Annotated in this window: 34 protein-coding genes and 1 other RNA gene; all 35 read right to left on the bottom strand. The window is 47.7% G+C overall.

Features of this window, described 5'->3' with window-relative positions:
- Positions 1-180 precede the first annotated feature (180 nt).
- An RNA gene (ffs, locus tag FYJ65_RS08880) (signal recognition particle sRNA large type) lies at positions 181-405 on the bottom strand.
- Between the two features lie 7 nt (positions 406-412).
- Positions 413-754, bottom strand: a complete 342-nt coding sequence (gene rplQ, locus FYJ65_RS08875) for a 50S ribosomal protein L17 (protein WP_154554969.1) — start codon at positions 752-754, stop codon at positions 413-415.
- Between the two features lie 17 nt (positions 755-771).
- Positions 772-1,719, bottom strand: a complete 948-nt coding sequence (locus tag FYJ65_RS08870; protein ID WP_154554968.1) for a DNA-directed RNA polymerase subunit alpha — start codon at positions 1,717-1,719, stop codon at positions 772-774.
- Positions 1,720-1,768: 49 nt separating this feature from the next.
- Complete coding sequence (gene rpsD / locus FYJ65_RS08865) at positions 1,769-2,356, bottom strand: 30S ribosomal protein S4 (protein ID WP_154554967.1); 588 nt, start codon at positions 2,354-2,356, stop codon at positions 1,769-1,771.
- A gap of 19 nt (positions 2,357-2,375) precedes the next feature.
- Complete coding sequence (gene rpsK, locus FYJ65_RS08860) at positions 2,376-2,768, bottom strand: 30S ribosomal protein S11 (RefSeq protein WP_154554966.1); 393 nt, start codon at positions 2,766-2,768, stop codon at positions 2,376-2,378.
- 19 nt (positions 2,769-2,787) lie between these two features.
- Positions 2,788-3,153 carry a 30S ribosomal protein S13 gene (gene rpsM / locus FYJ65_RS08855; RefSeq protein ID WP_154554965.1) on the bottom strand — a complete coding sequence of 122 codons (366 nt, stop codon included), beginning with the start codon at positions 3,151-3,153 and terminating at the stop codon, positions 2,788-2,790.
- Positions 3,154-3,287: 134 nt separating this feature from the next.
- Positions 3,288-3,401: a 50S ribosomal protein L36 gene (gene rpmJ, locus FYJ65_RS08850; RefSeq protein ID WP_154554964.1), complete on the bottom strand. Its 114-nt coding sequence runs from the start codon at positions 3,399-3,401 to the stop codon at positions 3,288-3,290.
- Positions 3,402-3,419: 18 nt separating this feature from the next.
- Complete coding sequence (gene infA, locus FYJ65_RS08845; RefSeq protein WP_154554963.1) at positions 3,420-3,650, bottom strand: translation initiation factor IF-1; 231 nt, start codon at positions 3,648-3,650, stop codon at positions 3,420-3,422.
- 33 nt (positions 3,651-3,683) lie between these two features.
- Positions 3,684-4,337: an adenylate kinase gene (locus FYJ65_RS08840; protein ID WP_154554962.1), complete on the bottom strand. Its 654-nt coding sequence runs from the start codon at positions 4,335-4,337 to the stop codon at positions 3,684-3,686.
- Positions 4,338-4,370: 33 nt separating this feature from the next.
- On the bottom strand, positions 4,371-5,651 hold the full coding sequence (gene secY, locus FYJ65_RS08835) for a preprotein translocase subunit SecY (protein WP_154554961.1): 1,281 nt from the start codon (positions 5,649-5,651) through the stop codon (positions 4,371-4,373).
- Positions 5,652-6,092, bottom strand: coding sequence for a 50S ribosomal protein L15 (rplO, locus tag FYJ65_RS08830; protein ID WP_154554960.1), 441 nt, complete (start codon positions 6,090-6,092; stop codon positions 5,652-5,654).
- 14 nt (positions 6,093-6,106) lie between these two features.
- Positions 6,107-6,289 carry a 50S ribosomal protein L30 gene (gene rpmD, locus FYJ65_RS08825; RefSeq protein WP_154554959.1) on the bottom strand — a complete coding sequence of 61 codons (183 nt, stop codon included), beginning with the start codon at positions 6,287-6,289 and terminating at the stop codon, positions 6,107-6,109.
- 11 nt (positions 6,290-6,300) lie between these two features.
- On the bottom strand, positions 6,301-6,804 hold the full coding sequence (rpsE, locus tag FYJ65_RS08820) for a 30S ribosomal protein S5 (protein ID WP_154554958.1): 504 nt from the start codon (positions 6,802-6,804) through the stop codon (positions 6,301-6,303).
- 13 nt (positions 6,805-6,817) lie between these two features.
- Entirely contained in the window at positions 6,818-7,183 is a 366-nt protein-coding gene (rplR, locus tag FYJ65_RS08815) for a 50S ribosomal protein L18 (protein WP_154554957.1), read from the bottom strand.
- An 18-nt stretch (positions 7,184-7,201) separates the two neighbouring features.
- Complete coding sequence (gene rplF, locus FYJ65_RS08810) at positions 7,202-7,744, bottom strand: 50S ribosomal protein L6 (RefSeq protein ID WP_154554956.1); 543 nt, start codon at positions 7,742-7,744, stop codon at positions 7,202-7,204.
- A 12-nt stretch (positions 7,745-7,756) separates the two neighbouring features.
- Positions 7,757-8,155 carry a 30S ribosomal protein S8 gene (rpsH, locus tag FYJ65_RS08805; RefSeq protein ID WP_154554955.1) on the bottom strand — a complete coding sequence of 133 codons (399 nt, stop codon included), beginning with the start codon at positions 8,153-8,155 and terminating at the stop codon, positions 7,757-7,759.
- Between the two features lie 69 nt (positions 8,156-8,224).
- Positions 8,225-8,410 (bottom strand): type Z 30S ribosomal protein S14, encoded by a 186-nt coding sequence (locus FYJ65_RS08800; RefSeq protein ID WP_154554954.1) that lies wholly within the window; start codon positions 8,408-8,410, stop codon positions 8,225-8,227.
- A 14-nt stretch (positions 8,411-8,424) separates the two neighbouring features.
- Complete coding sequence (gene rplE / locus FYJ65_RS08795) at positions 8,425-8,967, bottom strand: 50S ribosomal protein L5 (RefSeq protein ID WP_277672035.1); 543 nt, start codon at positions 8,965-8,967, stop codon at positions 8,425-8,427.
- Positions 8,968-8,984: 17 nt separating this feature from the next.
- On the bottom strand, positions 8,985-9,290 hold the full coding sequence (gene rplX / locus FYJ65_RS08790; protein WP_154554953.1) for a 50S ribosomal protein L24: 306 nt from the start codon (positions 9,288-9,290) through the stop codon (positions 8,985-8,987).
- Between the two features lie 11 nt (positions 9,291-9,301).
- Positions 9,302-9,676, bottom strand: a complete 375-nt coding sequence (rplN, locus tag FYJ65_RS08785; RefSeq protein ID WP_154554952.1) for a 50S ribosomal protein L14 — start codon at positions 9,674-9,676, stop codon at positions 9,302-9,304.
- Positions 9,677-9,687: 11 nt separating this feature from the next.
- Positions 9,688-9,942, bottom strand: coding sequence for a 30S ribosomal protein S17 (gene rpsQ / locus FYJ65_RS08780; protein ID WP_154554951.1), 255 nt, complete (start codon positions 9,940-9,942; stop codon positions 9,688-9,690).
- An 18-nt stretch (positions 9,943-9,960) separates the two neighbouring features.
- Complete coding sequence (gene rpmC / locus FYJ65_RS08775; RefSeq protein WP_154554950.1) at positions 9,961-10,164, bottom strand: 50S ribosomal protein L29; 204 nt, start codon at positions 10,162-10,164, stop codon at positions 9,961-9,963.
- Positions 10,164-10,586, bottom strand: coding sequence for a 50S ribosomal protein L16 (gene rplP, locus FYJ65_RS08770; protein ID WP_154554949.1), 423 nt, complete (start codon positions 10,584-10,586; stop codon positions 10,164-10,166). Before rplP ends, rpmC begins: the two co-directional genes overlap by 1 nt.
- A 24-nt stretch (positions 10,587-10,610) precedes the next feature.
- A complete protein-coding gene (gene rpsC / locus FYJ65_RS08765; RefSeq protein ID WP_154554948.1) occupies positions 10,611-11,477 on the bottom strand; it encodes a 30S ribosomal protein S3 in 867 nt (288 codons plus the stop codon).
- Complete coding sequence (gene rplV / locus FYJ65_RS08760) at positions 11,461-11,844, bottom strand: 50S ribosomal protein L22 (protein ID WP_154554947.1); 384 nt, start codon at positions 11,842-11,844, stop codon at positions 11,461-11,463. Before rplV ends, rpsC begins: the two co-directional genes overlap by 17 nt.
- A gap of 18 nt (positions 11,845-11,862) precedes the next feature.
- On the bottom strand, positions 11,863-12,132 hold the full coding sequence (rpsS, locus tag FYJ65_RS08755; protein WP_154554946.1) for a 30S ribosomal protein S19: 270 nt from the start codon (positions 12,130-12,132) through the stop codon (positions 11,863-11,865).
- A 14-nt stretch (positions 12,133-12,146) separates the two neighbouring features.
- Positions 12,147-12,980: a 50S ribosomal protein L2 gene (gene rplB / locus FYJ65_RS08750; protein ID WP_154554945.1), complete on the bottom strand. Its 834-nt coding sequence runs from the start codon at positions 12,978-12,980 to the stop codon at positions 12,147-12,149.
- A gap of 18 nt (positions 12,981-12,998) precedes the next feature.
- Positions 12,999-13,289: a 50S ribosomal protein L23 gene (gene rplW / locus FYJ65_RS08745; protein WP_154554944.1), complete on the bottom strand. Its 291-nt coding sequence runs from the start codon at positions 13,287-13,289 to the stop codon at positions 12,999-13,001.
- Positions 13,289-13,912, bottom strand: a complete 624-nt coding sequence (gene rplD, locus FYJ65_RS08740) for a 50S ribosomal protein L4 (RefSeq protein WP_154554943.1) — start codon at positions 13,910-13,912, stop codon at positions 13,289-13,291. Before rplD ends, rplW begins: the two co-directional genes overlap by 1 nt.
- Before the next feature lie 23 nt (positions 13,913-13,935).
- Complete coding sequence (gene rplC, locus FYJ65_RS08735; protein WP_154554942.1) at positions 13,936-14,571, bottom strand: 50S ribosomal protein L3; 636 nt, start codon at positions 14,569-14,571, stop codon at positions 13,936-13,938.
- 78 nt (positions 14,572-14,649) lie between these two features.
- The gene (gene rpsJ, locus FYJ65_RS08730) at positions 14,650-14,961 is read right to left on the bottom strand and encodes a 30S ribosomal protein S10 (protein WP_154554941.1); all 312 of its coding nucleotides are present in this window, start codon (positions 14,959-14,961) and stop codon (positions 14,650-14,652) included.
- A 527-nt stretch (positions 14,962-15,488) separates the two neighbouring features.
- Positions 15,489-15,830, bottom strand: a complete 342-nt coding sequence (locus FYJ65_RS08725) for a histidine triad nucleotide-binding protein (protein ID WP_154554940.1) — start codon at positions 15,828-15,830, stop codon at positions 15,489-15,491.
- Between the two features lie 3 nt (positions 15,831-15,833).
- Positions 15,834-17,207 carry a tRNA (N(6)-L-threonylcarbamoyladenosine(37)-C(2))-methylthiotransferase MtaB gene (gene mtaB, locus FYJ65_RS08720; RefSeq protein WP_154554939.1) on the bottom strand — a complete coding sequence of 458 codons (1,374 nt, stop codon included), beginning with the start codon at positions 17,205-17,207 and terminating at the stop codon, positions 15,834-15,836.
- A gap of 13 nt (positions 17,208-17,220) precedes the next feature.
- A complete protein-coding gene (locus FYJ65_RS08715) occupies positions 17,221-18,909 on the bottom strand; it encodes a nucleoside kinase (RefSeq protein WP_154554938.1) in 1,689 nt (562 codons plus the stop codon).
- A 139-nt stretch (positions 18,910-19,048) separates the two neighbouring features.
- Positions 19,049-19,314, bottom strand: a 266-nt coding sequence (locus FYJ65_RS08710; RefSeq protein ID WP_465223473.1) for an EF-Tu C-terminal domain-related protein, incomplete at its 5' end; no start/stop codon positions are given.

The following is a 19,314-nucleotide window of genomic DNA, read 5'->3' as shown; positions in this document are numbered from 1 at the left end:
TAGCCTTGCCAGCAGCGATGCTGGCCTGGTTGAAATACAGAAAACAAAGAACGAGGAATTCTCGCAAGAGGTTCCTCGTTTTCTTTTGTTCTTTGTTTGTAAAGGCACGGGTGGTTTACCGATTACGTTCTTTTGTCAATAAAATATAAGTATTTTTATAAATTCATCTCGGCTTTTCTGTTTAAAACAATAAAAAAACGTCCTTAGATAACCTGCAGTCCATCAAGAGGTGGATCTGCGGCACACGGACGGAACCGCTTATTGCTGCTCCCTCTCGGTCCTGACAAGGTTCACGGGCATCCATTGCGCAGGACCCCTTGAAACCGCAGGTTATCTAAAGACGTTTCATCTTACTTATTCAAGTATACGCAGCGGAAGCGGGCTCAGCCCGCTCCGCCTGTTAAATCATATCTTATACCAGTTCCAGATATACGACTTCTGCGTTGTCTCCCTGTCTCGGTCCGAGCTTGAGGATTCTGGTGTAACCACCATTTCTATCTTCATATCCCGGAGCGATTTCTTCAAACAGCTTTGTTACAACGTCCTCGTCAAAGATATATTCGAGTACCTGTCTCCGTGCGTGAAGATCACCCTTCTTAGCCTTTGTGATCATCTTTTCAGCGATACGGCCGGCTTCTTTCGCTCTCATCTCAGTGGTAGTGATTCTACCCTCTCTGAAGAGATCGGTTACCAGGTTTCTCAGCATGGATTTTCTGTGTGCAGAATTTCTGCCCAGCTTTCTGTAACCCTTCATCAGTATGCTCCTTTCGCTTAGTTATCGTCGTTTGGCTTGAGGCTCAATCCGAGCTCAGCCAGCTTGTTCTTCACTTCTACAAGTGACTTCATTCCGAGGTTTCTGACCTTCATCATGTCTTCCTCGGACCGCTGGGTCAATTCCTCAACGGTGTTGATGGATGCTCTCTTGAGGCAGTTGAATGAACGAACCGACAATTCAAGGTCCTCAATTGTCATTTCAAGTGCTTTAACCTTGCGGTCTTCGTCTTTTTCGATCATGAATTCCATCTCATCCACATCGGAACCCAGTCCGATGAACAAGTTGAGATGCTCCTGCATGATTTTCGCACCAATTGAAACGCCTTCTTCCGGTGTAATCGATCCATCTGTCCAGAGTTCCAGGGTCAGCTTGTCAAAGTCTGTAACCTGGCCGACTCTCGTATTGTCTACCGTGAAGTTTACTTTCTTCACAGGAGTAAAAATAGAATCCACTGGAATTTCTGCGATCGGAGTATTTTCCTTTTTGTTCTGTTCCGCCGGAACATAACCTCTTCCCGAAGTCAGATTCATCTCCATTACAAGTGTCGCATTATCTGCAAGCGTTGCAATGTGCAGATCCGGGTTGAAAATTTCCGTATCCGCATCCACAATGATGTCGGCAGCTGTTACTTCTTTCGGACCCACTGCGTTAATGATGGCTCTCTTGTTCTCATCTCCGTTGATGCGAACTGCCAGTCTTTTCAGATTGAGGATAATTTCCGTCACATCTTCCTTAACGCCAGGAATCGTCGAGAACTCGTGAAGAATTCCATCGATCTTTACCGAAGTGATAGCAGCGCCTGGCAGGGAACTCAGGAGAATTCTTCTCATACAGTTACCTAATGTTGTGCCGTATCCTCTTTCCAGAGGTTCTACGACAAACTTACCATAGTGGCCATTCTCATCGATTTCTTTAGTGATTGTTGGCTTTACTATCTCGATCATTCTCTTCCTCCCATTAATTTACCAGCAAAATGTAAAAACATTAAACGCATTATCTAGAGTAGAACTCTACGATGTAACGCTCTTCGATTGGTAAATCGATGTCAGCACGAGTTGGAGCAGTCAGGATCTTGCCTTCCAGCTTGTCCAGGTCAATATCCAGCCACTGTGGAGTGGTGATAACCATGTCTCTCAGCTCCTTGAACTTCGGAGAGGACTTGGACTTTTCCTTTACGGAGATAACGTCTCCAGCCTTCAGTTCCATAGAAGGAATGTTTGCTTTCTTTCCGTTTACCAGGAAGTGTCCGTGGGAAACCAGCTGTCTGGCTTCTCTTCTTGTTGCAGCAAATCCCATTCTGAATACTACATTGTCGAATCTGCTCTCCAGCATAATCAGAAGGTTTTCACCTGCACCGCCGGCTCTCTTGGTAGCCTTCTCGTAGGTGTTTCTGAACTGAGTTTCCTGAAGTCCGTAGTAGAACTTAACCTTCTGTTTCTCAGTCAGCTGAATACCGTACTCGCTCTTCTTTCTTCTGCTCTGCTGAACCTGTCTCTTCGATTTCTTATTAATTCCCAGGTACTGAGGCTCAATGCCAAGTGCCTTTGCTCTCTTCAGTACCGGTTCTCTATTTCTAGCCATGTATTACTCCTCCTTCCGATTAGACTCTTCTCTTCTTAGGCGGTCTGCATCCGTTGTGCGGAATCGGTGTAATATCCTTGATGGATACAACCTTCAGGCCTGCGGTTTCCAGTGCTCTGATAGCAGCTTCTCTACCGGAACCCGGTCCCTTTACAAATACTTCTACGGATTTCAGACCGTGCTCCATAGCAGCCTTCGCAGCTACTTCTGCAGCACTCTGTGCAGCGAATGGTGTGGACTTTCTGGAGCCCTTGAACCCATTGGAGCCTGCACTGGACCAAGAAAGAGCGTTACCGTCCATATCAGTCAGAGTAATCAGTGTGTTGTTAAAGGTGGACTGGATATGAGCTTGGCCTCTTTCAACGTGTTTACGTTCTCTTTTTTTCTTTCTAACTTGCTTTTTAGCAGCCATATTTCTCTACCTCCTCACCTTATTTCTTCTTACCAGCCAGACGCTTAGGTCCTTTACGAGTTCTAGCGTTCGTCTTGGTTTTCTGTCCTCTTACTGGAAGACCTCTTCTGTGTCTGATGCCTCTGTAGCTTCCGATCTCCATCAGTCTCTTGATGTTGAGGGAAGTCTCTCTTCTCAGGTCACCTTCTACGATGTAATCGCTTTCGATTACCTTTCTGATCTTTCCGGCATCTTCCTCGGACAGATCCTTAACTCTGATGTCTGGATTTACGTTCGCTTTAGCGAGGATATCCTTAGACGTCTTCAGACCAATACCATAAATATAAGTCAGACCGATTTCGATTCTCTTATCTCTTGGCAGGTCAACTCCGGCAATTCTTGCCATTTCTTCCTCCTTTCCCATCTTCCATCACCACTCCGGGGGCGATATAGACAGGGGTTGCAATTTTGAATAGTCACACCGCTTTCCCGGCAAAGCAGTGCCTTATATTAATATGTTTTTATTAATATCTGATAAAACTAGCCTTGTCTCTGCTTGTGCTTAGGGTTCTCACAAATAACCATGACTCTACCGTGTCTTTTGATTACTTTGCACTTCTCACACATAGGCTTAACTGAAGCTCTTACCTTCATGTTAGTTCCTCCTTATACTTAGTTGTTATTGTTCTTATCACGCCAGGTAATGCGTCCACGAGTCAAGTCATACGGAGAAAGCTCTACTCTAACGCGGTCGCCCGGGAGAATTCGAATGTAATTCATACGAATCTTTCCGGAAATGTGTGCAAGGACTTCAAAACCGTTTTCCAGCTTTACCTTGAACATTGCGTTAGGCTGAGCATCCACGACTGTGCCCATAACCTCGATGGCATTCTTTTTCGCCATAATATCAGTCTCCTTTAATTATAACGTCAGGAATTATTCCTGCTCACCGATTGCCTGAACGATTGCATCGAAAACTTCGTCCAGAGAAGCTTCTCCGTCAAAGTCAACCAGCGAACCTGCTTCCTTATAATATCCAATGAGCGGAGCGGTCTGCTCTTCATAGACGTTGATTCTGTTCTCCACAGTCTCAATGTTGTCGTCTTTTCTCTGAATCAGCTCACCGCCACAGATATCGCAGACACCTTCCTTCTTCGGAGGAATGTTGACGATATGATAGCTTGCACCGCAGTCCTTGCAGACTCTTCTGCCGGTCAGTCGCTTAATCAAAGCTTCCTTTTCAACCTTGAGGTTGATTACGATATCCATTTTCAGATTGGATTCCGAAAGGAATTCATCCAGCTTTTCTGCCTGGAAAATCGTTCTTGGAAATCCATCCAACAGGAATCCGTTCTTACAATCATCCTGCTGCAGTCTGTCCTTTACCAGATCAACAACCAGTTCATCCGGTACAAGCGCACCTGCATTCATGTACTCCTGCGCTTTTTTCCCCAGCTCGGTACCTTCCTTAATATTCTTCCGGAAGATATCGCCGGTAGAAATGTGCGGAATCTCATACTTTTCTACCAGTCTTACGGCCTGGGTTCCCTTTCCGGCTCCCGGAGGTCCCAGCAAAACAGCTCTAAGCATTTCATCTCTCCTCTGTGTTCCACGAAGCAATATTTATTTCAGGAATCCCTGATAGTTTCTCATCAGCATTTGATTCTGAATCTGTTTCACCGTGTCGATTGCAACACCTACGGCAATCAGGAGGGAAGTACCTCCGAATGTCATTTCAAACGGTGTAAAATTGCTGACGATAGTTGGAATCACCGATACCGCTGCCAGGAACAGGCCTCCGCTGAAGCACAGTCTTGACATTACACGGGAAAGGTATTCCACTGTTGCCGTTCCCGGACGAATACCGGGGACAAAGCCGCCACTCTGACGCATATTCTCTGCCACTTCTGTCGGATTAAATGTAATCGCGGTGTAGAAGTAAGTGAAGAACATTGTGAGAACAACGTTTAATACTACATAAATCCAGAGACCCGGGTCTCCGGACGGTGATATGTACTTGTTGACAAAGTCCGCATATGCTGATTTCGGAGCGAAGTATGTAACAATCAGCGGGAACTGTAACAGCGATAGCGAGAAGATGATCGGAATAACTCCGGCCTGGTTCACCTTCATCGGAATGTGTGTTGACTGTCCCCCATACATTTTACGTCCCACAACTCGCTTTGCATACTGCACCGGAATCTTTCGAACGCCTTGCTCGAACAGTATGATTACCATTACAAGCATAATAGATACAATCAATAATGTTAATACAGCAACTCCGCTAATCGCACCCTCCGATACCTGAGCGTAAGTATTTCTGACGAATGTCGGGAAGCGATCCACGATACCGGCAAAGATAATCAGTGAGATTCCGTTGCCGATACCATACTCGTTAATCTGCTCACCCAGCCACATCAGGAACACTGTACCTGCTGTCAATACCATAATTATCGTAATTGAGGCAAATGCGCTCTTATCAACGACCGCGTTCTTGAAGAGGCCCACCGTCAGTCCGATTGCCTGGATCAGACCCAGGACAACCGTCATGTATCGGGTGATTGTCGCCATCTTCTTGTGGCCTTCGTTTCCTTCTTTCGAAAGTCTTTCAAAGTAAGGAAGTGCAATTGTCAGAAGCTGTACGATAATAGATGCTGTAACATATGGTGTGATACTCAGCGCGAAAATTGTAAAATTACTGAACGATCCACCAGAAAACAGATCGAAAAGATCCAGAAGACCTGTCTCTCCAGAGAACATTTGTGATAAGTATGCTCTGTTAATTCCCGGAACCGGAATATTGGATCCGATTCGATATACAACCAACATCATGAGTGTGAAGAGAATCTTCTTCCGAAGCTCTTCAACTTTCCATGCCTGTGAGAGAGTCTTCAGTAACTCCATTTAGAGCACCTCTACCTTTCCTCCTGCTGCTTCAATCTTTTCTACAGCACTCTTGCTGAACTTTTCAGCTTTTACAGTGATCTTCTTTGTGATTTCGCCGTTGCCCAGGACTTTAACGCCATCCTTTACCTGCTTAACAACTCCTGCTTCAACAAGAGCTGCGCAATCTACAACAGCACCGTCTTCGAAACGATTCAGATCCTGTACGTTTACTTCAGAATACTCCTTTGTGAACGGATTGGTGAATCCTCTCTTCGGAAGTCTTCTGTACAGTGGCATCTGGCCACCCTCGAAGCCGAGTCTTACTCCGCCGCCGCTACGAGATTTCTGACCGTTCATACCTCTACCACCGGTTTTACCCTGGCCGGTAGCGGTACCGCGGCCTCTTCTCTTTGGAGCCTTTGTGGAGCCCTCAGCTGCTTTTAATTCATGAAGTCTCATGGTCACATTCCTCCTTATAGTTCTTCAACGCTCAGAAGATGGGAAACCTTTGCGATTGCACCGCGAACTGCAGCGGAATCTGCCAGTTCTACGGAGTGGTGCAGCTTCTTCAGGCCCAGTGCTTCCACGGTCTTCTTCTGTTTAGGGGATGCGCCGATGGTGCTCTTGACTAAAGTAATCTTTAATGTCTTTGCCATATCTTTGCCTCCTATCCTAAAATTTCTTCCGGTGTCTTACCACGACGCTTTGCAACTTCATCAATGGTGGTGAGGTTTCTCAGACCCTCGATAGTTGCCAGTGCCATGTTTCCAGTATTGCTTGAACCGAGCGATTTCGCTCTAACGTCCTTAATTCCGGCAGCTTCCAGTACGGTACGTACGGAAGAACCAGCGATAACTCCGGTTCCCGGTGCGGAAGGCATAATCAGAACCTTTCCTGCGCCGAAGATTCCCAGTGTTTCGTGAGGAACGGTTGTTCCTACTGTCGGTACATAAATCAGTTTCTTCTTCGCATCCTCAGTAGCTTTTCTTACTGCTTCAGGGATTTCCTGAGCCTTACCGAGTCCGATACCAACGTGACCTTCGCCATCGCCGACAACGATAGTAACACTGAATCTCATGTTTCTACCGCCCTTTACGGTCTTAGCAACACGTCTGATATTTACGATGGTCTCAGTGAGTTCCAGCTTGGATGCATCAATTTTGCTACGCATTCCTTGTCCTCCCTTAGAATTCTAATCCAGCTTCGCGAGCACCGTCAGCGAGTTCCTTAACTCTGCCGTGGTACAGGTATCCGCCTCTATCGAAAGCAACTACCTTGATGCCCTTAGCGACTGCTCTTTCACCAACTGCTTTGCCTACAGCCTTCGCTGCATCCTTGTTTCCACCGTTCTCCAGCTGAGCCTTGAGCTCCTTATCGAGAGAAGATGCGGAAACCAGAGTGTTTCCGTTAACATCATCGATAATCTGAGCCGAAATATTGCAGTTCGATCTATAAACGCAAAGTCTTGGCTTCTCGGGAGTTCCGAAAACGTTTTTTCTGACTCTTTCGTGTCTTTTGAGTCTTCTATCATTTCTGCTAGCTTTTGCCATTTTTCAAATCCTCCCTTCTTATTTAGCTCCGCTCTTTCCTTCCTTCTTCTGAACAACTTCGCCTTCCATGATGATTCCCTTACCCTTGTAAGGTTCAGGCTTTCTCCATGCTCTGATGTTTGCAGCGTAGTTTCCTACCTTTGCCTTATCAGAACCCTTGACGATTACAGTTGTAGCGTCCGGAACTTCTGTTTCAATACCTTCCGGATCAACCATCTCTACCGGATGGGAGAATCCGAGTTTCAGAACCAGAGTGTTGCCCTTCTTGGATGCAGAGTAACCTACACCGTTGATGGTCATCTTCTTCTGGAAGCCATCGGTTACACCGACAACCATGTTGTGAATCAAAGTTCTAGCCAGACCGTGCTGCGCTCTGTGAATTCTGTCATCGGTCGGTCTAGTGACGGTGAGTACGCCGTCTTCAATCTTGATTTCCAGATCCGCGTTTACGCTGTTCTCCATCTCGCCCTTCGGACCTTTTACTTTTACCAGATTATTATCGTCTACCGTTACTTCTACGCCGGCAGGGATAGTAATAGGTTTAACACCAATTCTTGACATTTTCTATACCTCCTACCAAACGTAACAAATAACTTCTCCGCCAACACCCAGCTTGCGAGCCTGCTTATCAGTAATCACACCGTTGGATGTGGAGAGAATTGCGATACCGAGTCCACCCAGAACCTTTGGAACCTGATCTGCTTTCGCATATACTCTCAGTCCTGGCTTGGAAATTTTCTTGATTCCATAAATGGTCTTCTCTCTGTTCGGACCATACTTGAGTTCAACTTTGATAGTGCCCTGTGCACTGTCAGAAACGACCTCGTAGCTGTTGATGAATCCTTCGTTCTTCAGGATTTCAGCAATAGATTTCTTCATCTTGGATGCCGGAATATCTACTGTCTTGTGTCCAGCTGTGTTGGCATTTCTGATTCTTGTCAGCATATCTGCTATTGGGTCTGTCATTGCCATAACAGTAATTCTCCTTTCCTCACGCGGTTCCCGCACTGCAATTCAGTGACGGGCCTTCGCAACTTAAACCTACCAGCTTGCTTTTCTTACGCCCGGAATTTCGCCCTTGTAAGCAAGCTCTCTGAAGCAGATACGGCAGATACCGTATTTCTTCAGAACAGAGTGCGGTCTGCCGCATACTCTGCATCTTGTGTAAGCCCGAGTCTTATACTTAGGCTTTCTCTGCTGTTTAACCTTTAGCGATGTCTTAGCCATTTTCTCCTCCTAAATTACTTTGCGAACGGCATGCCCATCAGCTCAAGAAGTGCCTGAGCTTCTTCGTCGGTCTTAGCCGTTGTCGTGAACACGATGTTCATTCCCTTTACGGTTTCAACATCATCATACACAATTTCAGGGAAGATGAGCTGTTCTTTAACGCCCATGGAATAGTTTCCTCTGCCGTCAAAAGAGTTTCTGTTTACACCCTTGAAGTCTCTTACTCTTGGAAGAGAAATGTTGAACAGCTTGTCTGCGAATGCATACATTCTGTCGCCTCTCAGTGTAACCTTTGCACCAACCGGCATACCCTGTCTAACCTTGAAGTTAGCGATGGACTTTCTAGCCTTTGTAACAACCGGCTTCTGTCCGGCGATCAGAGCGATTTCCTTAACAGCGCTTTCCATGATCTTGGAGTTGTCCTTTGCTTCGCCCAGACCCATGTTAATGGTAATCTTCTCCAGCTTCGGAACTTCCATCGGATTGGAATAATTGAACTTATCCTTCAGTGCTTCAAATACTTCTGTTCTGTATTTTTCTTTCAGTCTGTTTGCCACTGTCTCTCCTCCTTTCACTAGTCTATAACGTTACCGGTCTTCTTGGAGTAACGTACTTTCTTTCCATTCTCTTCCTTGTAGCCAACTCTGGTTCCGGCCTTTGCTTCCTTGTCATAGAACATAACGTTGGATGCATCGATTGGTCCCTCGATGTGCTTAATCTCGGAATTGGATGTTCTGGTTGCTCTTGCGTGCTTGGTCTGAACGTTAACGCCTTCAACAACAACCTTATTCTTCTTCGGCAGTACGCGCAGCACGGTTCCGGTCTTACCCTTATCCTTTCCTGCGATTACTACTACTGTATCATTCTTCTTAATCTGCATTGTTACACCTCCTACAGTACTTCCGGTGCCAATGACACGATCTTCATGAAGCCGTTATCTCTCAGCTCTCTAGCTACAGGTCCGAAGATACGGGTTCCAACCGGATTCTTGTCGGTTCTGTCCTTGATGATAACTGCAGCGTTCTGGTCGAACTTTACGTAGCTGCCGTCATCTCTTCTAGCGCCGGTCTTGCTTCTAACGATAACAGCCTTTACAACGTCGCCCTTCTTGACAACTCCACCAGGAGTTGCATCCTTAACTGCGCAAACGATGACATCACCGATGTTTGCATATTTACGGCCTGTTCCGCCGAGGATGCTGATGCAAAGAAGTTCCTTTGCTCCGGAATTGTCGGCAACTCTCAGTCTAGTTTCTGTCTGAATCATTTGTCGCCTCCTTATTTAGCCTTCTCAACGATTTCGACAACTCTCCATCTCTTATCCTTGGACAGAGGCTTTGTCTCCATAATTTTTACTGTATCGCCGATACCACATGTGTTATTCTCATCGTGTGCCTTGAACTTCTTCGTTCTCTTCACACCCTTACCGTAAAGAGAATGTCTGACGATTTCTTCTGTAGCAACGACAACAGTCTTATCCATCTTGTCGCTGACAACGATGCCAACTCTTGTCTTTCTTCTATTTCTTTCCATTGTCCATCCTCCTTTCCGTTATGCCTGTGGTCCTTCAAGCTCTTTTTCCCGGATAATCGTCTTTACCCGAGCGATATCTCTCTTCACTTCTCTCATACGAACCGGATTCTCAAGCTGGCCGGTAACGTGCTGGAATCTCAGGTTGAACAGCTCCTGCTGCATTTTTTCAAGCTCAGCGGTTCTTTCCTGGTCCGTCATTTTTCTAATTTTATTCAGATCCATTATTCGTCACCACCCTTTTTCTTTACAGCGAATTTGCACTTGATCGGCAACTTATGAGCAGCAAGTCTCATAGCTTCTCTTGCCTGTGCTTCTGTTACGCCTTCAATTTCGAACATTACTCTGCCCGGCTTAACTACTGCAACCCAGTACTCTGGACTACCTTTACCGGAACCCATTCGAACTTCTGCAGGCTTCTTTGTGATTGGCTTATGCGGGAAAATTTTGATGTAAACTTTTCCGCCTCTCTTGATGGATCTGGTCATCGCAATTCTGGCAGCCTCGATCTGTTTGGAATCGATCCATGCACACTCTTCCGCAATCAGACCGTAGCTTCCATATGTAATGGTGTTGCCCTTAGTTGCAACGCCCTTCATTCTGCCTCTGTGGACTCTTCTGCGTTTAACGCGCTTTGGCATTAACATGGCAAGTCTCTCCTTTCTCTAATACTATGCTTCTGTGCTCTCTGTCTGAACCTCTTCAGTTACAGCTTCCGGAGCCGGAGCCTCTACCTTCGGAGCTTTTCTAACTCTTGTTGTAGCTGGCTTTACCTCAGGTCTAGCCTCGCGGCTGTCCCTTCTACGATTTCCGAAGGATTTCTTACGATCTCTCTTCTCGTTTCTTCTGGACTTTCTGTCTCTTCTGTCGTTCGTGGTGGATTCCGGAATTGCATCCTTGAGACCCTTATCAAGAATCTCGCCATGGTTAATCCAAACCTTAACACCAATCTTTCCGTATGTAGTGTCTGCTTCTGCAAAACCATAATCGATATCTGCTCTCAGAGTGTGAAGCGGAACGTTTCCTTCGCTGTACTTCTCACTTCTGGCGATTTCCGCACCACCCAGTCTTCCGGAGCACAGAACCTTGATACCCTTTGCATTGGCTTTCATGGTTCTCTGGATTGCCTGCTTCATGGCTCTTCTGAAGGAAACTCTTCTCTCCAGAGCCTGTGCAATGCTCTCTGCAGTCAGCTGTGCGTCCAGCTCGGATCTGCGAACTTCTTCGATGGAGATTTCTACGGTCTTGCCGGTCATCTTAACGATGGACTTCTTCAGCTCTTCAACGCCATCTCCTGCTCTGCCGATTACCATTCCCGGTCTTGCAGCCAGGATAACAACTCTTACCTTGTCTGCTGCCGGTCTCTCAACAACAACGCTTGCAACGCCTGCTGCATAGAGAGTCTTCTTTACATAATTTCTGATCTGCTGGTCTTCAATCAGGAAGTCTGCGAAATCGTTCTTTCCTGCATACCACTTGGAGTTCCAATCCTTGTTAACTCCGACTCTCAGACCGTGTGGATTAACTTTCTGACCCATCTGGCGAACCTCCTTCTACCTTCTGTTCTGCATCTTCTCTGCTTCTTAAAGTCACAGCAATGTGGCTGGTTCTCTTCAGAATCATAGATGCTCTTCCCTGAGCACCGGCTCTGAACCGCTTCATTGTCGGGCCCTGGTTTGCATAGATTTCTGCAACATACAGTTCATCTGGATTCATATCGTGGTTGTTCTCTGCGTTTGCTGCAGCAGACTGTACAACCTTCTCCACCAGCTCAGCACCCTTACCGGATGTGAACTTCAGGATGGTCAGTGCCTCGTTCAAATCCTTTCCTCTTACCAGGTCGGTAACAGGCTTGAGTTTGCTTGGAGACATTCTTACATATTTCGCAGTTGCTTTTGCTTCCATGTCAATTTCTCCTTTCTACTACTTTGACTTGTCACCGGCATGGCCTTTGTATGTTCTGGTCGGAGCGAACTCTCCCAGTCTGTGTCCAACCATGTCTTCCGTGATGTATACCGGAACATGCTTGCGTCCGTCATGAACAGCAATTGTGTGTCCTACCATCTGCGGAAAAATCGTCGATGGTCTCGACCATGTCTTGATTACTTCTTTTTCATTTGCCTCATTCATCTCAACGATTCTCTTGAGGAGTTTCTTATCAACGAAAGGGCCTTTCTTAAGCGATCTTCCCATTATATGCTCCTTCCCTATTTGGCATTTCTTCTTCTAACGATGTACTTGTTGGAATCCTTATGCTTGTTACGTGTCTTGTAACCCAGCGCAGGCTTACCCCATGGAGTAACCGGACCCTTACGTCCGATTGGAGCTCTGCCTTCACCACCGCCGTGTGGGTGGTCGTTCGGGTTCATTACGGAACCTCTTACGGTCGGTCTCCAACCCATGTGTCTCTTACGTCCAGCCTTACCAATCTGGATGTTAGCATGCTCGATGTTTCCAACTTCGCCGATGGTAGCTCTGCAGTCGATTCTTACCATACGAACTTCGCCGGATGGCAGTCTAACCTGTGCATAGTTGCCTTCCTTCGCCATCAGCTGAGCACCGTTACCGGCAGATCTTACCATCTGAGCACCCTTGCCCGGCTTCAGCTCGATGTTGTGGATAATGGTACCAACCGGAATGTTAGCGATTGGAAGTGCGTTTCCAACCTTGATATCCGAATCCGGACCGGATACGATTACATCGCCGACCTTCAGCTTGTTCGGAGCGATAATGTATCTCTTCTCACCGTCTGCGTAGCATACCAGAGCAATGTTTGCAGATCTGTTCGGATCATACTCGATGCTCTTTACAGTTGCCGGAATGTCATCTTTGTTTCTCTTGAAATCGATGATTCTGTACTTTGCTCTTGTACCGCCGCCTCTGTGTCTAACGGTGATTTTACCTCTTACGTTTCTTCCTGCGTGCTTCTTGAGGGTGACTGTAAGAGCTTTCTCAGGCTTATCAGTGGTGATTTCCTCGAATGTCGAAACCGTCATTCCTCTGAGGCCTGGAGATGTTGGATTGTATTTCTTGATTCCCATTCTTACATACCTCCTATATTACAGTCCCTGGAAGATTTCGATCTCTTTGCTGTCTGCAGTAAGAGTAATAACAGCTTTCTTGTAGTCAGCTGTCTTACCGACATATCTTCCCATTCTCTTTGTTTTACCGTTTACATTCATAATGTTGACTTTCGCAACGTTCACGCCGAAGATCTTCTCAACAGCCTGTCTTACTTCAGTCTTGTTTGCTTCCTTAGCAACCTGGAAAACATATTTCTTGTCGCTTGCCAGATCCATCGTCTCTTCGGTGATGATCGGCTTGATGATTGTCTGATATTCTGTCTTCATTACGCATATACCTCCTCAATTTTCTCAGCGGCTGCCTTTGTGAGAATCAGGCTGTAATGATTAACGATCTCATATACATTCATCGTGCTGACAAGAGCAGTTCTTACGCCCTGCAGGTTGGAAGCGGAACGGATTACGTTCTCATCCTTCTCAGCGAGTACGATCAGTGCCTTCTTCTCAGCCTTGACATTCTCCAGGACCTTAACCATCTCTTTTGTCTTCGGAGCTTCGAACTTCAGCTCGTCCAGAACGATCAGCTCGTTTTCAGCAACCTTTGCGGAAAGCGCAGACTTCAGTGCCAGTCTTTTTACCTTCTTCGGAATTGCATAGCTGTAATCTCTTGGCTTCGGCGCAAATACGATACCACCACCAATCTGGGATGGATCCGTTGTGCTTCCCTGTCTGTGACGACCGGTTCCCTTCTGTCTGAAAGGCTTACGTCCGCCTCCTCTTACTTCGCTTCTTGTCTTGGCAGATTGAGTTCCCTGTCTCTGGTTTGCCAGATAGTTTTTAACGGTAGCGTGTACAGCATACTCGTTAGGCTCGATACCGAAGATCGCATCGTTCAATGTGATTTCGCCAACTTCAGCGCCGGCCATGTTCAGCATTTTAATGTTTGCCATTTTGTTTCCTCCTTTCTGCCTTCTTACTTATCTTGACCTTTGATTGCCGGTCTGATTCTTACGACTCCGCCCTTCTTTCCAGGAACAGCGCCCTTTACCAGCATGAGGTTACGGTCAGCAATAACTTTTACCAGAACAACGTTCTGTACGGTAATCTTATCTCTTCCCATTCTTCCCGGAGCCTTGTTGCCCTTGAATACTCTGGAAGGATAAGTTCCGGCTGCCAGTGCGCCGGCCAGTCTCTTATGCTTGGAACCGTGGCTCATCGGACCTCTGTGATGTCCGTGTCTCTTGATATTACCCTGAGTTCCCTTACCTTTGGAAATGCCAGTGATGTCAATCTTCATTCCCTCTTCGAAATCAGCTACTGTGATTTCCTGACCCAGCTCATAAGTCTCGCCGTCTTCGATTCTGAACTCAGCGAGATGCTTCTTTGGAGCAACGCCGGCCTTCTCGTAATGTCCGGTCATCGGCTTGTTCACTCTGTGAGCTTTCTGGTCTTCGTAACCAACCTGTACCGCATTGTATCCGTCAGTCTCAACAGTCTTGATCTGTGTTACGACTTCAGGTCCCGCCTCAACAACGGTTACCGGTACAACTTGGCCGTCTTCGGTGAAAATCTGTGTCATTCCGATTTTCTTTCCAAGCAGTGTCTTCATATTTCTCCTCCTACTTTCTTACAGCGGATCACTCTGGTTTGGCCGGATTGCCCTCTCATGTGATCTTCCTAATCTAGCTTAGAGCTTGATCTCAATATCAACGCCTGCAGGCATGTCCAGCTTAGCGAGCGCATCAGTCGTCTTAGTGGTTGCGTTCGTGATGTCGATCAGTCTCTTGTGAGTTCTCTGCTCGAACTGCTCTCTGCTGTCCTTATACTTGTGGACCGCTCTGATGATTGTTACCACTTCCTTCTGTGTTGGCAGCGGAATTGGTCCCGATACAACAGCGCCTGTTCTCTGTGCGGTCTCTACGATCTTCGCAGCGGACTTGTCCAGCAGTGCGTGATCGTACGCCTTCAGTCTGATTCTGATTTTCTGTAATTCACTCATTGTAGATCCTCCTATAATTTGTACTGTTTTCGCTATGCTTGTACAGGACTCCACTTCATTCGCCCCGGGCTTTCGTTTTGCTCCTACACTCTTTCGAGCGTTTCCCAAATGAATGCTCAAAACAAAAGTAGCGAACCCCTTCGCCCCCGTCTCGCGAGGACAATTCTCGGCAGAAATTACCTGATAGCTCAGCAACTTCCTGCTTCATCGCCTTAAACAAGCTCTATTAGTATAACGGATATCATCTTATAACGCAAGCTTTTTTTATAAATTTTTTTCGGATTTTTCCAACTCTTTTCTAAGCATTACCCTTTGTTTTCAAGCCTTACACGGCGCCACCGCTGTACACTGTCTCTGGGGTTTCCCAGCATTTTTGTTTCTGCGTTTTATCACGTTCATTTTTTCGTTTTTCCTTACAAAATCAAGGTTTTTTTCTTTATTTTACCATAATTTCCCATAAAAAAAGGGAACCGCAGCTTCGGCTTGCGGTTCCCTCGCCTCGGTCAAAATGTCCGAATTGTCCCGGTTTAGCCCGGTGGCCAGGTCATTTTTCTTTTGCCCAGAAGATGGATGTGCAGATGTTTTACCGTCTGCTGACCGTCTTCGCCCGTGTTGATTACCACACGGTAACCGTTCTCCAGACCTTCTGAAGCAGCGATTTCGTGAATCTTCACCATCATGTAGCCCATCAGATCCCGATAGCTCTCATCCAACTCTTCCAAAGATGCGATGTGTTCCTTCGGAACCATCAGCACGTGAACCGGAGCCTGCGGGTCTGCATCCCGGAAGCACGCAATGCGGTCGTCTTCATAGACCATATCGGTTGGGATCTCGCCGTTCGCCAGTGAACAGAAAATGCAGTCACTCATGATTTACCTCCTTTTCCCGGTTATCTCAGCCAGACAGCCGTCCTCGTATAGCTCTATCAGCCGGACGGATACGAAACCGCCAGCATCCAGGGTTTCCTCTTCATCCGGAATATAGACTTTAATGTAGTTCCCGGTGTACCCGGTGGCCATGCCGTTCTCGTGGCGCTCCACCAGCACCCGGTCTTCCCGATTCAGGTTCCGTCGGAAGAATTCTTTGGATATTTCGTCCGCCTGTTCTTCCAGGGCGCCGGCCCGCCGACTCTTCACGCGTCCGGAAATCATGTCCTTGAAGCCCGCCGCCTTGGTGCCCTTCCGAGCGGAATAGCGGAAGGCGTGGACCTTGCCGAAATTGCTTTTACGAACCGCATCCAAAGTGTCCTCAAAGTCCGCCTCGGTTTCCCCCGGGAATCCCACGATGATGTCCGTGGTGATGCCAAAACAAGGATCGAAATCCCGCAGCGACCGTACAATCTTGAAATAATCCTCCCGATTGTAGTGGCGGTTCATGGATTCCAGGATAGCATCGCTTCCGCTCTGAAGGGACAGATGCAGGTGATGGCACAGCTTATCGTACTGCACGATGCGCTCGATGTGTTTAATGTCCACCACAGTCGGCTCCAGGGAACTGAGACGAATCCGGAAATCCCCCTCCATGGCATCCAGGCGCCGAATCACCGCTTCCAGCCCATTCAGACCTTCTTCTCCCGGCTCTCTTTGGAAATCGAACTCCGGTTCCGTGCCGTACAGGGCGGTGTTGATGCCCGTGAGCACCAGTTCCCGGAATCCCTTGTTCAGGAGCATTTTGGCCTCCTCCAGCACTTCCTCCAGGGGACGACTCCGAACTACGCCCCGGGCATACGGAATAAGGCAGTAGGAGCAGAAGCGGTTGCAGCCCTCCTGAATCTTGATATATGCCCGGCTCATCTCCGACTCGCTGGCGGTGACGATGCCCATATCCTCGTATCCCCGAAGGTCGCGGTACGCCAGTACTTCCTTCCGTTTCTGCGGTACAGCTGTTTCACGGTTCTCCCGCGCCTGAAGCAGTTCGCAGACCCGGTCCGGAATCTCGGATTTCAGGTTGTTGCCCATAATCAGGTCCACATCCGGCATGGCCTCCAGTTCCTCCGAGGAAACCTGGGCATAACAGCCGGTAACCACCATCAGAGCGTGAGGATTCTTTTTCTTCATGCGGCGGATAAATTGCCGGGATTTTCGATCCGCAATGCTGGTAACCGAACAGGTATTTACCAAATACACGTCTGCAATCTCGGTCTCCGGGACAATCTCCGCCCCTCTTTTTGCAAAAGCCTCCATTAGGGCTTCGCTCTCGTATTGATTTACTTTGCACCCAAGGGTATGGAATGCGATCTTTATCATTCTTTTACTCCATCTAATCCGTATAAATACTGCCGCCGATGAACTCCCTCAGAATAGAGTCCCCGGCGATAATGCTCTCATCGTCCAAACTGTCCACGTAGCGGAACAGCCGCAGAAGCCGCTGGGCCTCCGCATATTCTTCTTCCTCCTGCCGCACCTCCTTCAGCAGCGGAACCGCGTACTTCTTCAGCACCGTCATCTCGTAGACGTGCACCGTATTGAAGAACACGTCCGCCTCGTTGCTCAGCGGGAAAATGTTCTTATTCTCTCCCTCCCGCACCTTCGGCCAGAGGTGCAGAGTCATGGCGGCGGTATGAGCCCGGTTTCGGTTATCCCGAACAATTCGGCGGATTACCCGAGTATCCGTCGTTGGAATCCGGTTGTGGGAATCCAGATTAATCTGAGTCAGCGGGCTGATATAAATCCGGAATTTAGACTCCTCCGGAAGCTGCCGGGTCAGCAGGTGGTTGAAGGCGTGAATTCCCTCAATGACGATCACCCCGTTCCGCGCCAGGCGAGTCTTCCGCTTTCCGAACTCCTTATGCCCCGTCTTGAAGTTAAACACCGGCATATCCACTTCCCGGCCCTCAAGAAGGTCCTTCATCTGACGATTAAACAGGGGCAGATCCAGGGCATCGATGTTCTCGTAATTCTTCTGACCGTCTGCATCCAGCGGGGTGTCCTCCCGCTCCACAAAATAGTCATCCGTTCCGATGTACAGCGGCTTCATGCCGTTCACCATCAGCTGAATAATCAGCCGATGGGCAAATGTAGTCTTTCCGGAAGAAGAGGGCCCTAGAATCAGCACCACCTTCTTCTCCTCCTTTGAAATCCGATCCGCAATCTCCACAATCTTCTTATCGTGCAGCGCTTCGCTTAACTTAATCAGCGTCCGGTACGCCCCGGACTCAATCCGATCGTTGATATCCGCTTGATACTGCACTCCCAGCAGATGATTCCACTGACGCTCCTCTTTCAAAGCGTTGTACACCCGATATTCATCCACGTAGTCCGGAATCACTCCCGGGTTCTGCGCCGACGGATGCCGCAGCAAAAGCCCCTCCCGATACTTCATCAGCTCGAATTTGGACACATACCCGGTAGAAGGCACCATGTAGTTGTAGAAAAAGTCGCTGTATCCCTCCAAGGTATAGATCCGTACCGTTTCATCCACCTTCACCCGCTGCAGACTCCGATACTTCTCCGTCAAGCCGGTCTCCTTCAGAATCTCCATGGCTTCTTTTCGCCGGAACATCTTCGCCTCAATGGGATGATCTTCCTGCACCATTTTTTTCATATAAAAATAAGTTCGCGCTACATCATCTTCCGACATGTCCACTACCTGAAACTCGCCATCCTCTCCGTGACGCATCACCTGAAGAAACAGCCCGTCGTTCAGGGACGTCATCACCTCCACGTGCACGTTTCCCAGAATCTGCCGCACCGAACAGATGAACAGCAGAATCAAGCTGTTCTGAAAAATCAGATAGGCCTGCTTGTTCCGGATGTCCAGCAGCTGCACGGTATCGTTTTTATGAATCGGCGTAATCAGCGGCTTCACCTCATGGTTGATGATGGCCGCCACTACCGGCCACGGTGTCTCCTCCCGATACCGTTCCGCCAATTCTTCCGCCGTAATCTCATCGGATATTTCAATGGCTGTATATGGTATATTTTTCCCCAAACTGAATTGAATATTCATGGTAATTCTCCTGATAAAAAGATGAATTCATTATATCATGTTTTCCGGGCGGTTCGGGGTGTTTTCGTGAGAATTCCCAAAACAAAAAGGATGCCGCAAAGGGCATCCTTTCTATAGCTTTATTAAGCGGTATCTGAAATTACTCGATGATCTCAGTTACAACGCCGGAACCTACGGTTCTGCCGCCTTCTCTGATAGCGAATCTCAGTCCTTCTTCGATAGCAATCGGAGTGATCAGGGAGATATTCATTACTACGTTATCTCCAGGCATGCACATTTCAGTGCCTTCCGGCAGCTGCAGATCTCCGGTTACGTCAGTTGTTCTGAAATAGAACTGCGGTCTGTATCCATTGAAGAACGGAGTGTGTCTGCCACCCTCTTCCTTCTTCAGTACGTATACCTGAC

The organism is Mogibacterium kristiansenii (assembly GCF_009695905.1).
Lineage (GTDB): Bacteria > Bacillota > Clostridia > Peptostreptococcales > Anaerovoracaceae > Mogibacterium_A > Mogibacterium_A kristiansenii.
This window is presented reverse-complemented; position numbering and strand designations above follow the sequence as displayed.

What these genes read in the sequence shown, in the direction of transcription:
- rplQ (WP_154554969.1), bottom strand. Translation starts at nt 754, where the DNA reads ATGAAGGGTTACAGAAAGCTGGGCAGAAATTCTGCACACAGAAAATCC.
- FYJ65_RS08870 (WP_154554968.1), bottom strand. Translation starts at nt 1,719, where the DNA reads ATGATCGAGATAGTAAAGCCAACAATCACTAAAGAAATCGATGAGAAT.
- rpsD (WP_154554967.1), bottom strand. Translation starts at nt 2,356, where the DNA reads ATGGCTAGAAATAGAGAACCGGTACTGAAGAGAGCAAAGGCACTTGGC.
- rpsK (WP_154554966.1), bottom strand. Translation starts at nt 2,768, where the DNA reads ATGGCTGCTAAAAAGCAAGTTAGAAAGAAAAAAAGAGAACGTAAACAC.
- rpsM (WP_154554965.1), bottom strand. Translation starts at nt 3,153, where the DNA reads ATGGCAAGAATTGCCGGAGTTGACCTGCCAAGAGATAAGAGAATCGAA.
- rpmJ (WP_154554964.1), bottom strand. Translation starts at nt 3,401, where the DNA reads ATGAAGGTAAGAGCTTCAGTTAAGCCTATGTGTGAGAAGTGCAAAGTA.
- infA (WP_154554963.1), bottom strand. Translation starts at nt 3,650, where the DNA reads ATGGCGAAAAAGAATGCCATCGAGGTTATGGGCACAGTCGTGGATGCT.
- FYJ65_RS08840 (WP_154554962.1), bottom strand. Translation starts at nt 4,337, where the DNA reads ATGCTTAGAGCTGTTTTGCTGGGACCTCCGGGAGCCGGAAAGGGAACC.
- secY (WP_154554961.1), bottom strand. Translation starts at nt 5,651, where the DNA reads ATGGAGTTACTGAAGACTCTCTCACAGGCATGGAAAGTTGAAGAGCTT.
- rplO (WP_154554960.1), bottom strand. Translation starts at nt 6,092, where the DNA reads ATGAGACTTCATGAATTAAAAGCAGCTGAGGGCTCCACAAAGGCTCCA.
- rpmD (WP_154554959.1), bottom strand. Translation starts at nt 6,289, where the DNA reads ATGGCAAAGACATTAAAGATTACTTTAGTCAAGAGCACCATCGGCGCA.
- rpsE (WP_154554958.1), bottom strand. Translation starts at nt 6,804, where the DNA reads ATGCGTAGCAAAATTGATGCATCCAAGCTGGAACTCACTGAGACCATC.
- rplR (WP_154554957.1), bottom strand. Translation starts at nt 7,183, where the DNA reads ATGGCAAAAGCTAGCAGAAATGATAGAAGACTCAAAAGACACGAAAGA.
- rplF (WP_154554956.1), bottom strand. Translation starts at nt 7,744, where the DNA reads ATGTCAAGAATTGGTGTTAAACCTATTACTATCCCTGCCGGCGTAGAA.
- rpsH (WP_154554955.1), bottom strand. Translation starts at nt 8,155, where the DNA reads ATGGCAATGACAGACCCAATAGCAGATATGCTGACAAGAATCAGAAAT.
- FYJ65_RS08800 (WP_154554954.1), bottom strand. Translation starts at nt 8,410, where the DNA reads ATGGCTAAGACATCGCTAAAGGTTAAACAGCAGAGAAAGCCTAAGTAT.
- rplX (WP_154554953.1), bottom strand. Translation starts at nt 9,290, where the DNA reads ATGCAGATTAAGAAGAATGATACAGTAGTAGTAATCGCAGGAAAGGAT.
- rplN (WP_154554952.1), bottom strand. Translation starts at nt 9,676, where the DNA reads ATGATTCAGACAGAAACTAGACTGAGAGTTGCCGACAATTCCGGAGCA.
- rpsQ (WP_154554951.1), bottom strand. Translation starts at nt 9,942, where the DNA reads ATGGAAAGAAATAGAAGAAAGACAAGAGTTGGCATCGTTGTCAGCGAC.
- rpmC (WP_154554950.1), bottom strand. Translation starts at nt 10,164, where the DNA reads ATGGATCTGAATAAAATTAGAAAAATGACGGACCAGGAAAGAACCGCT.
- rplP (WP_154554949.1), bottom strand. Translation starts at nt 10,586, where the DNA reads ATGTTAATGCCAAAGCGCGTTAAACGCAGAAGAGTCCACAGAGGCAGA.
- rpsC (WP_154554948.1), bottom strand. Translation starts at nt 11,477, where the DNA reads ATGGGTCAGAAAGTTAATCCACACGGTCTGAGAGTCGGAGTTAACAAG.
- rplV (WP_154554947.1), bottom strand. Translation starts at nt 11,844, where the DNA reads ATGGAAGCAAAAGCAACTGCGAAATATGTAAGAATGTCTCCAAGCAAA.
- rpsS (WP_154554946.1), bottom strand. Translation starts at nt 12,132, where the DNA reads ATGGGAAGATCGCTTAAGAAAGGCCCTTTCGTTGATAAGAAACTCCTC.
- rplB (WP_154554945.1), bottom strand. Translation starts at nt 12,980, where the DNA reads ATGGGAATCAAGAAATACAATCCAACATCTCCAGGCCTCAGAGGAATG.
- rplW (WP_154554944.1), bottom strand. Translation starts at nt 13,289, where the DNA reads ATGAAGACAGAATATCAGACAATCATCAAGCCGATCATCACCGAAGAG.
- rplD (WP_154554943.1), bottom strand. Translation starts at nt 13,912, where the DNA reads ATGGCAAACATTAAAATGCTGAACATGGCCGGCGCTGAAGTTGGCGAA.
- rplC (WP_154554942.1), bottom strand. Translation starts at nt 14,571, where the DNA reads ATGAAGACACTGCTTGGAAAGAAAATCGGAATGACACAGATTTTCACC.
- rpsJ (WP_154554941.1), bottom strand. Translation starts at nt 14,961, where the DNA reads ATGAGTGAATTACAGAAAATCAGAATCAGACTGAAGGCGTACGATCAC.
- FYJ65_RS08725 (WP_154554940.1), bottom strand. Translation starts at nt 15,830, where the DNA reads ATGAGTGACTGCATTTTCTGTTCACTGGCGAACGGCGAGATCCCAACC.
- mtaB (WP_154554939.1), bottom strand. Translation starts at nt 17,207, where the DNA reads ATGATAAAGATCGCATTCCATACCCTTGGGTGCAAAGTAAATCAATAC.
- FYJ65_RS08715 (WP_154554938.1), bottom strand. Translation starts at nt 18,909, where the DNA reads ATGAATATTCAATTCAGTTTGGGGAAAAATATACCATATACAGCCATT.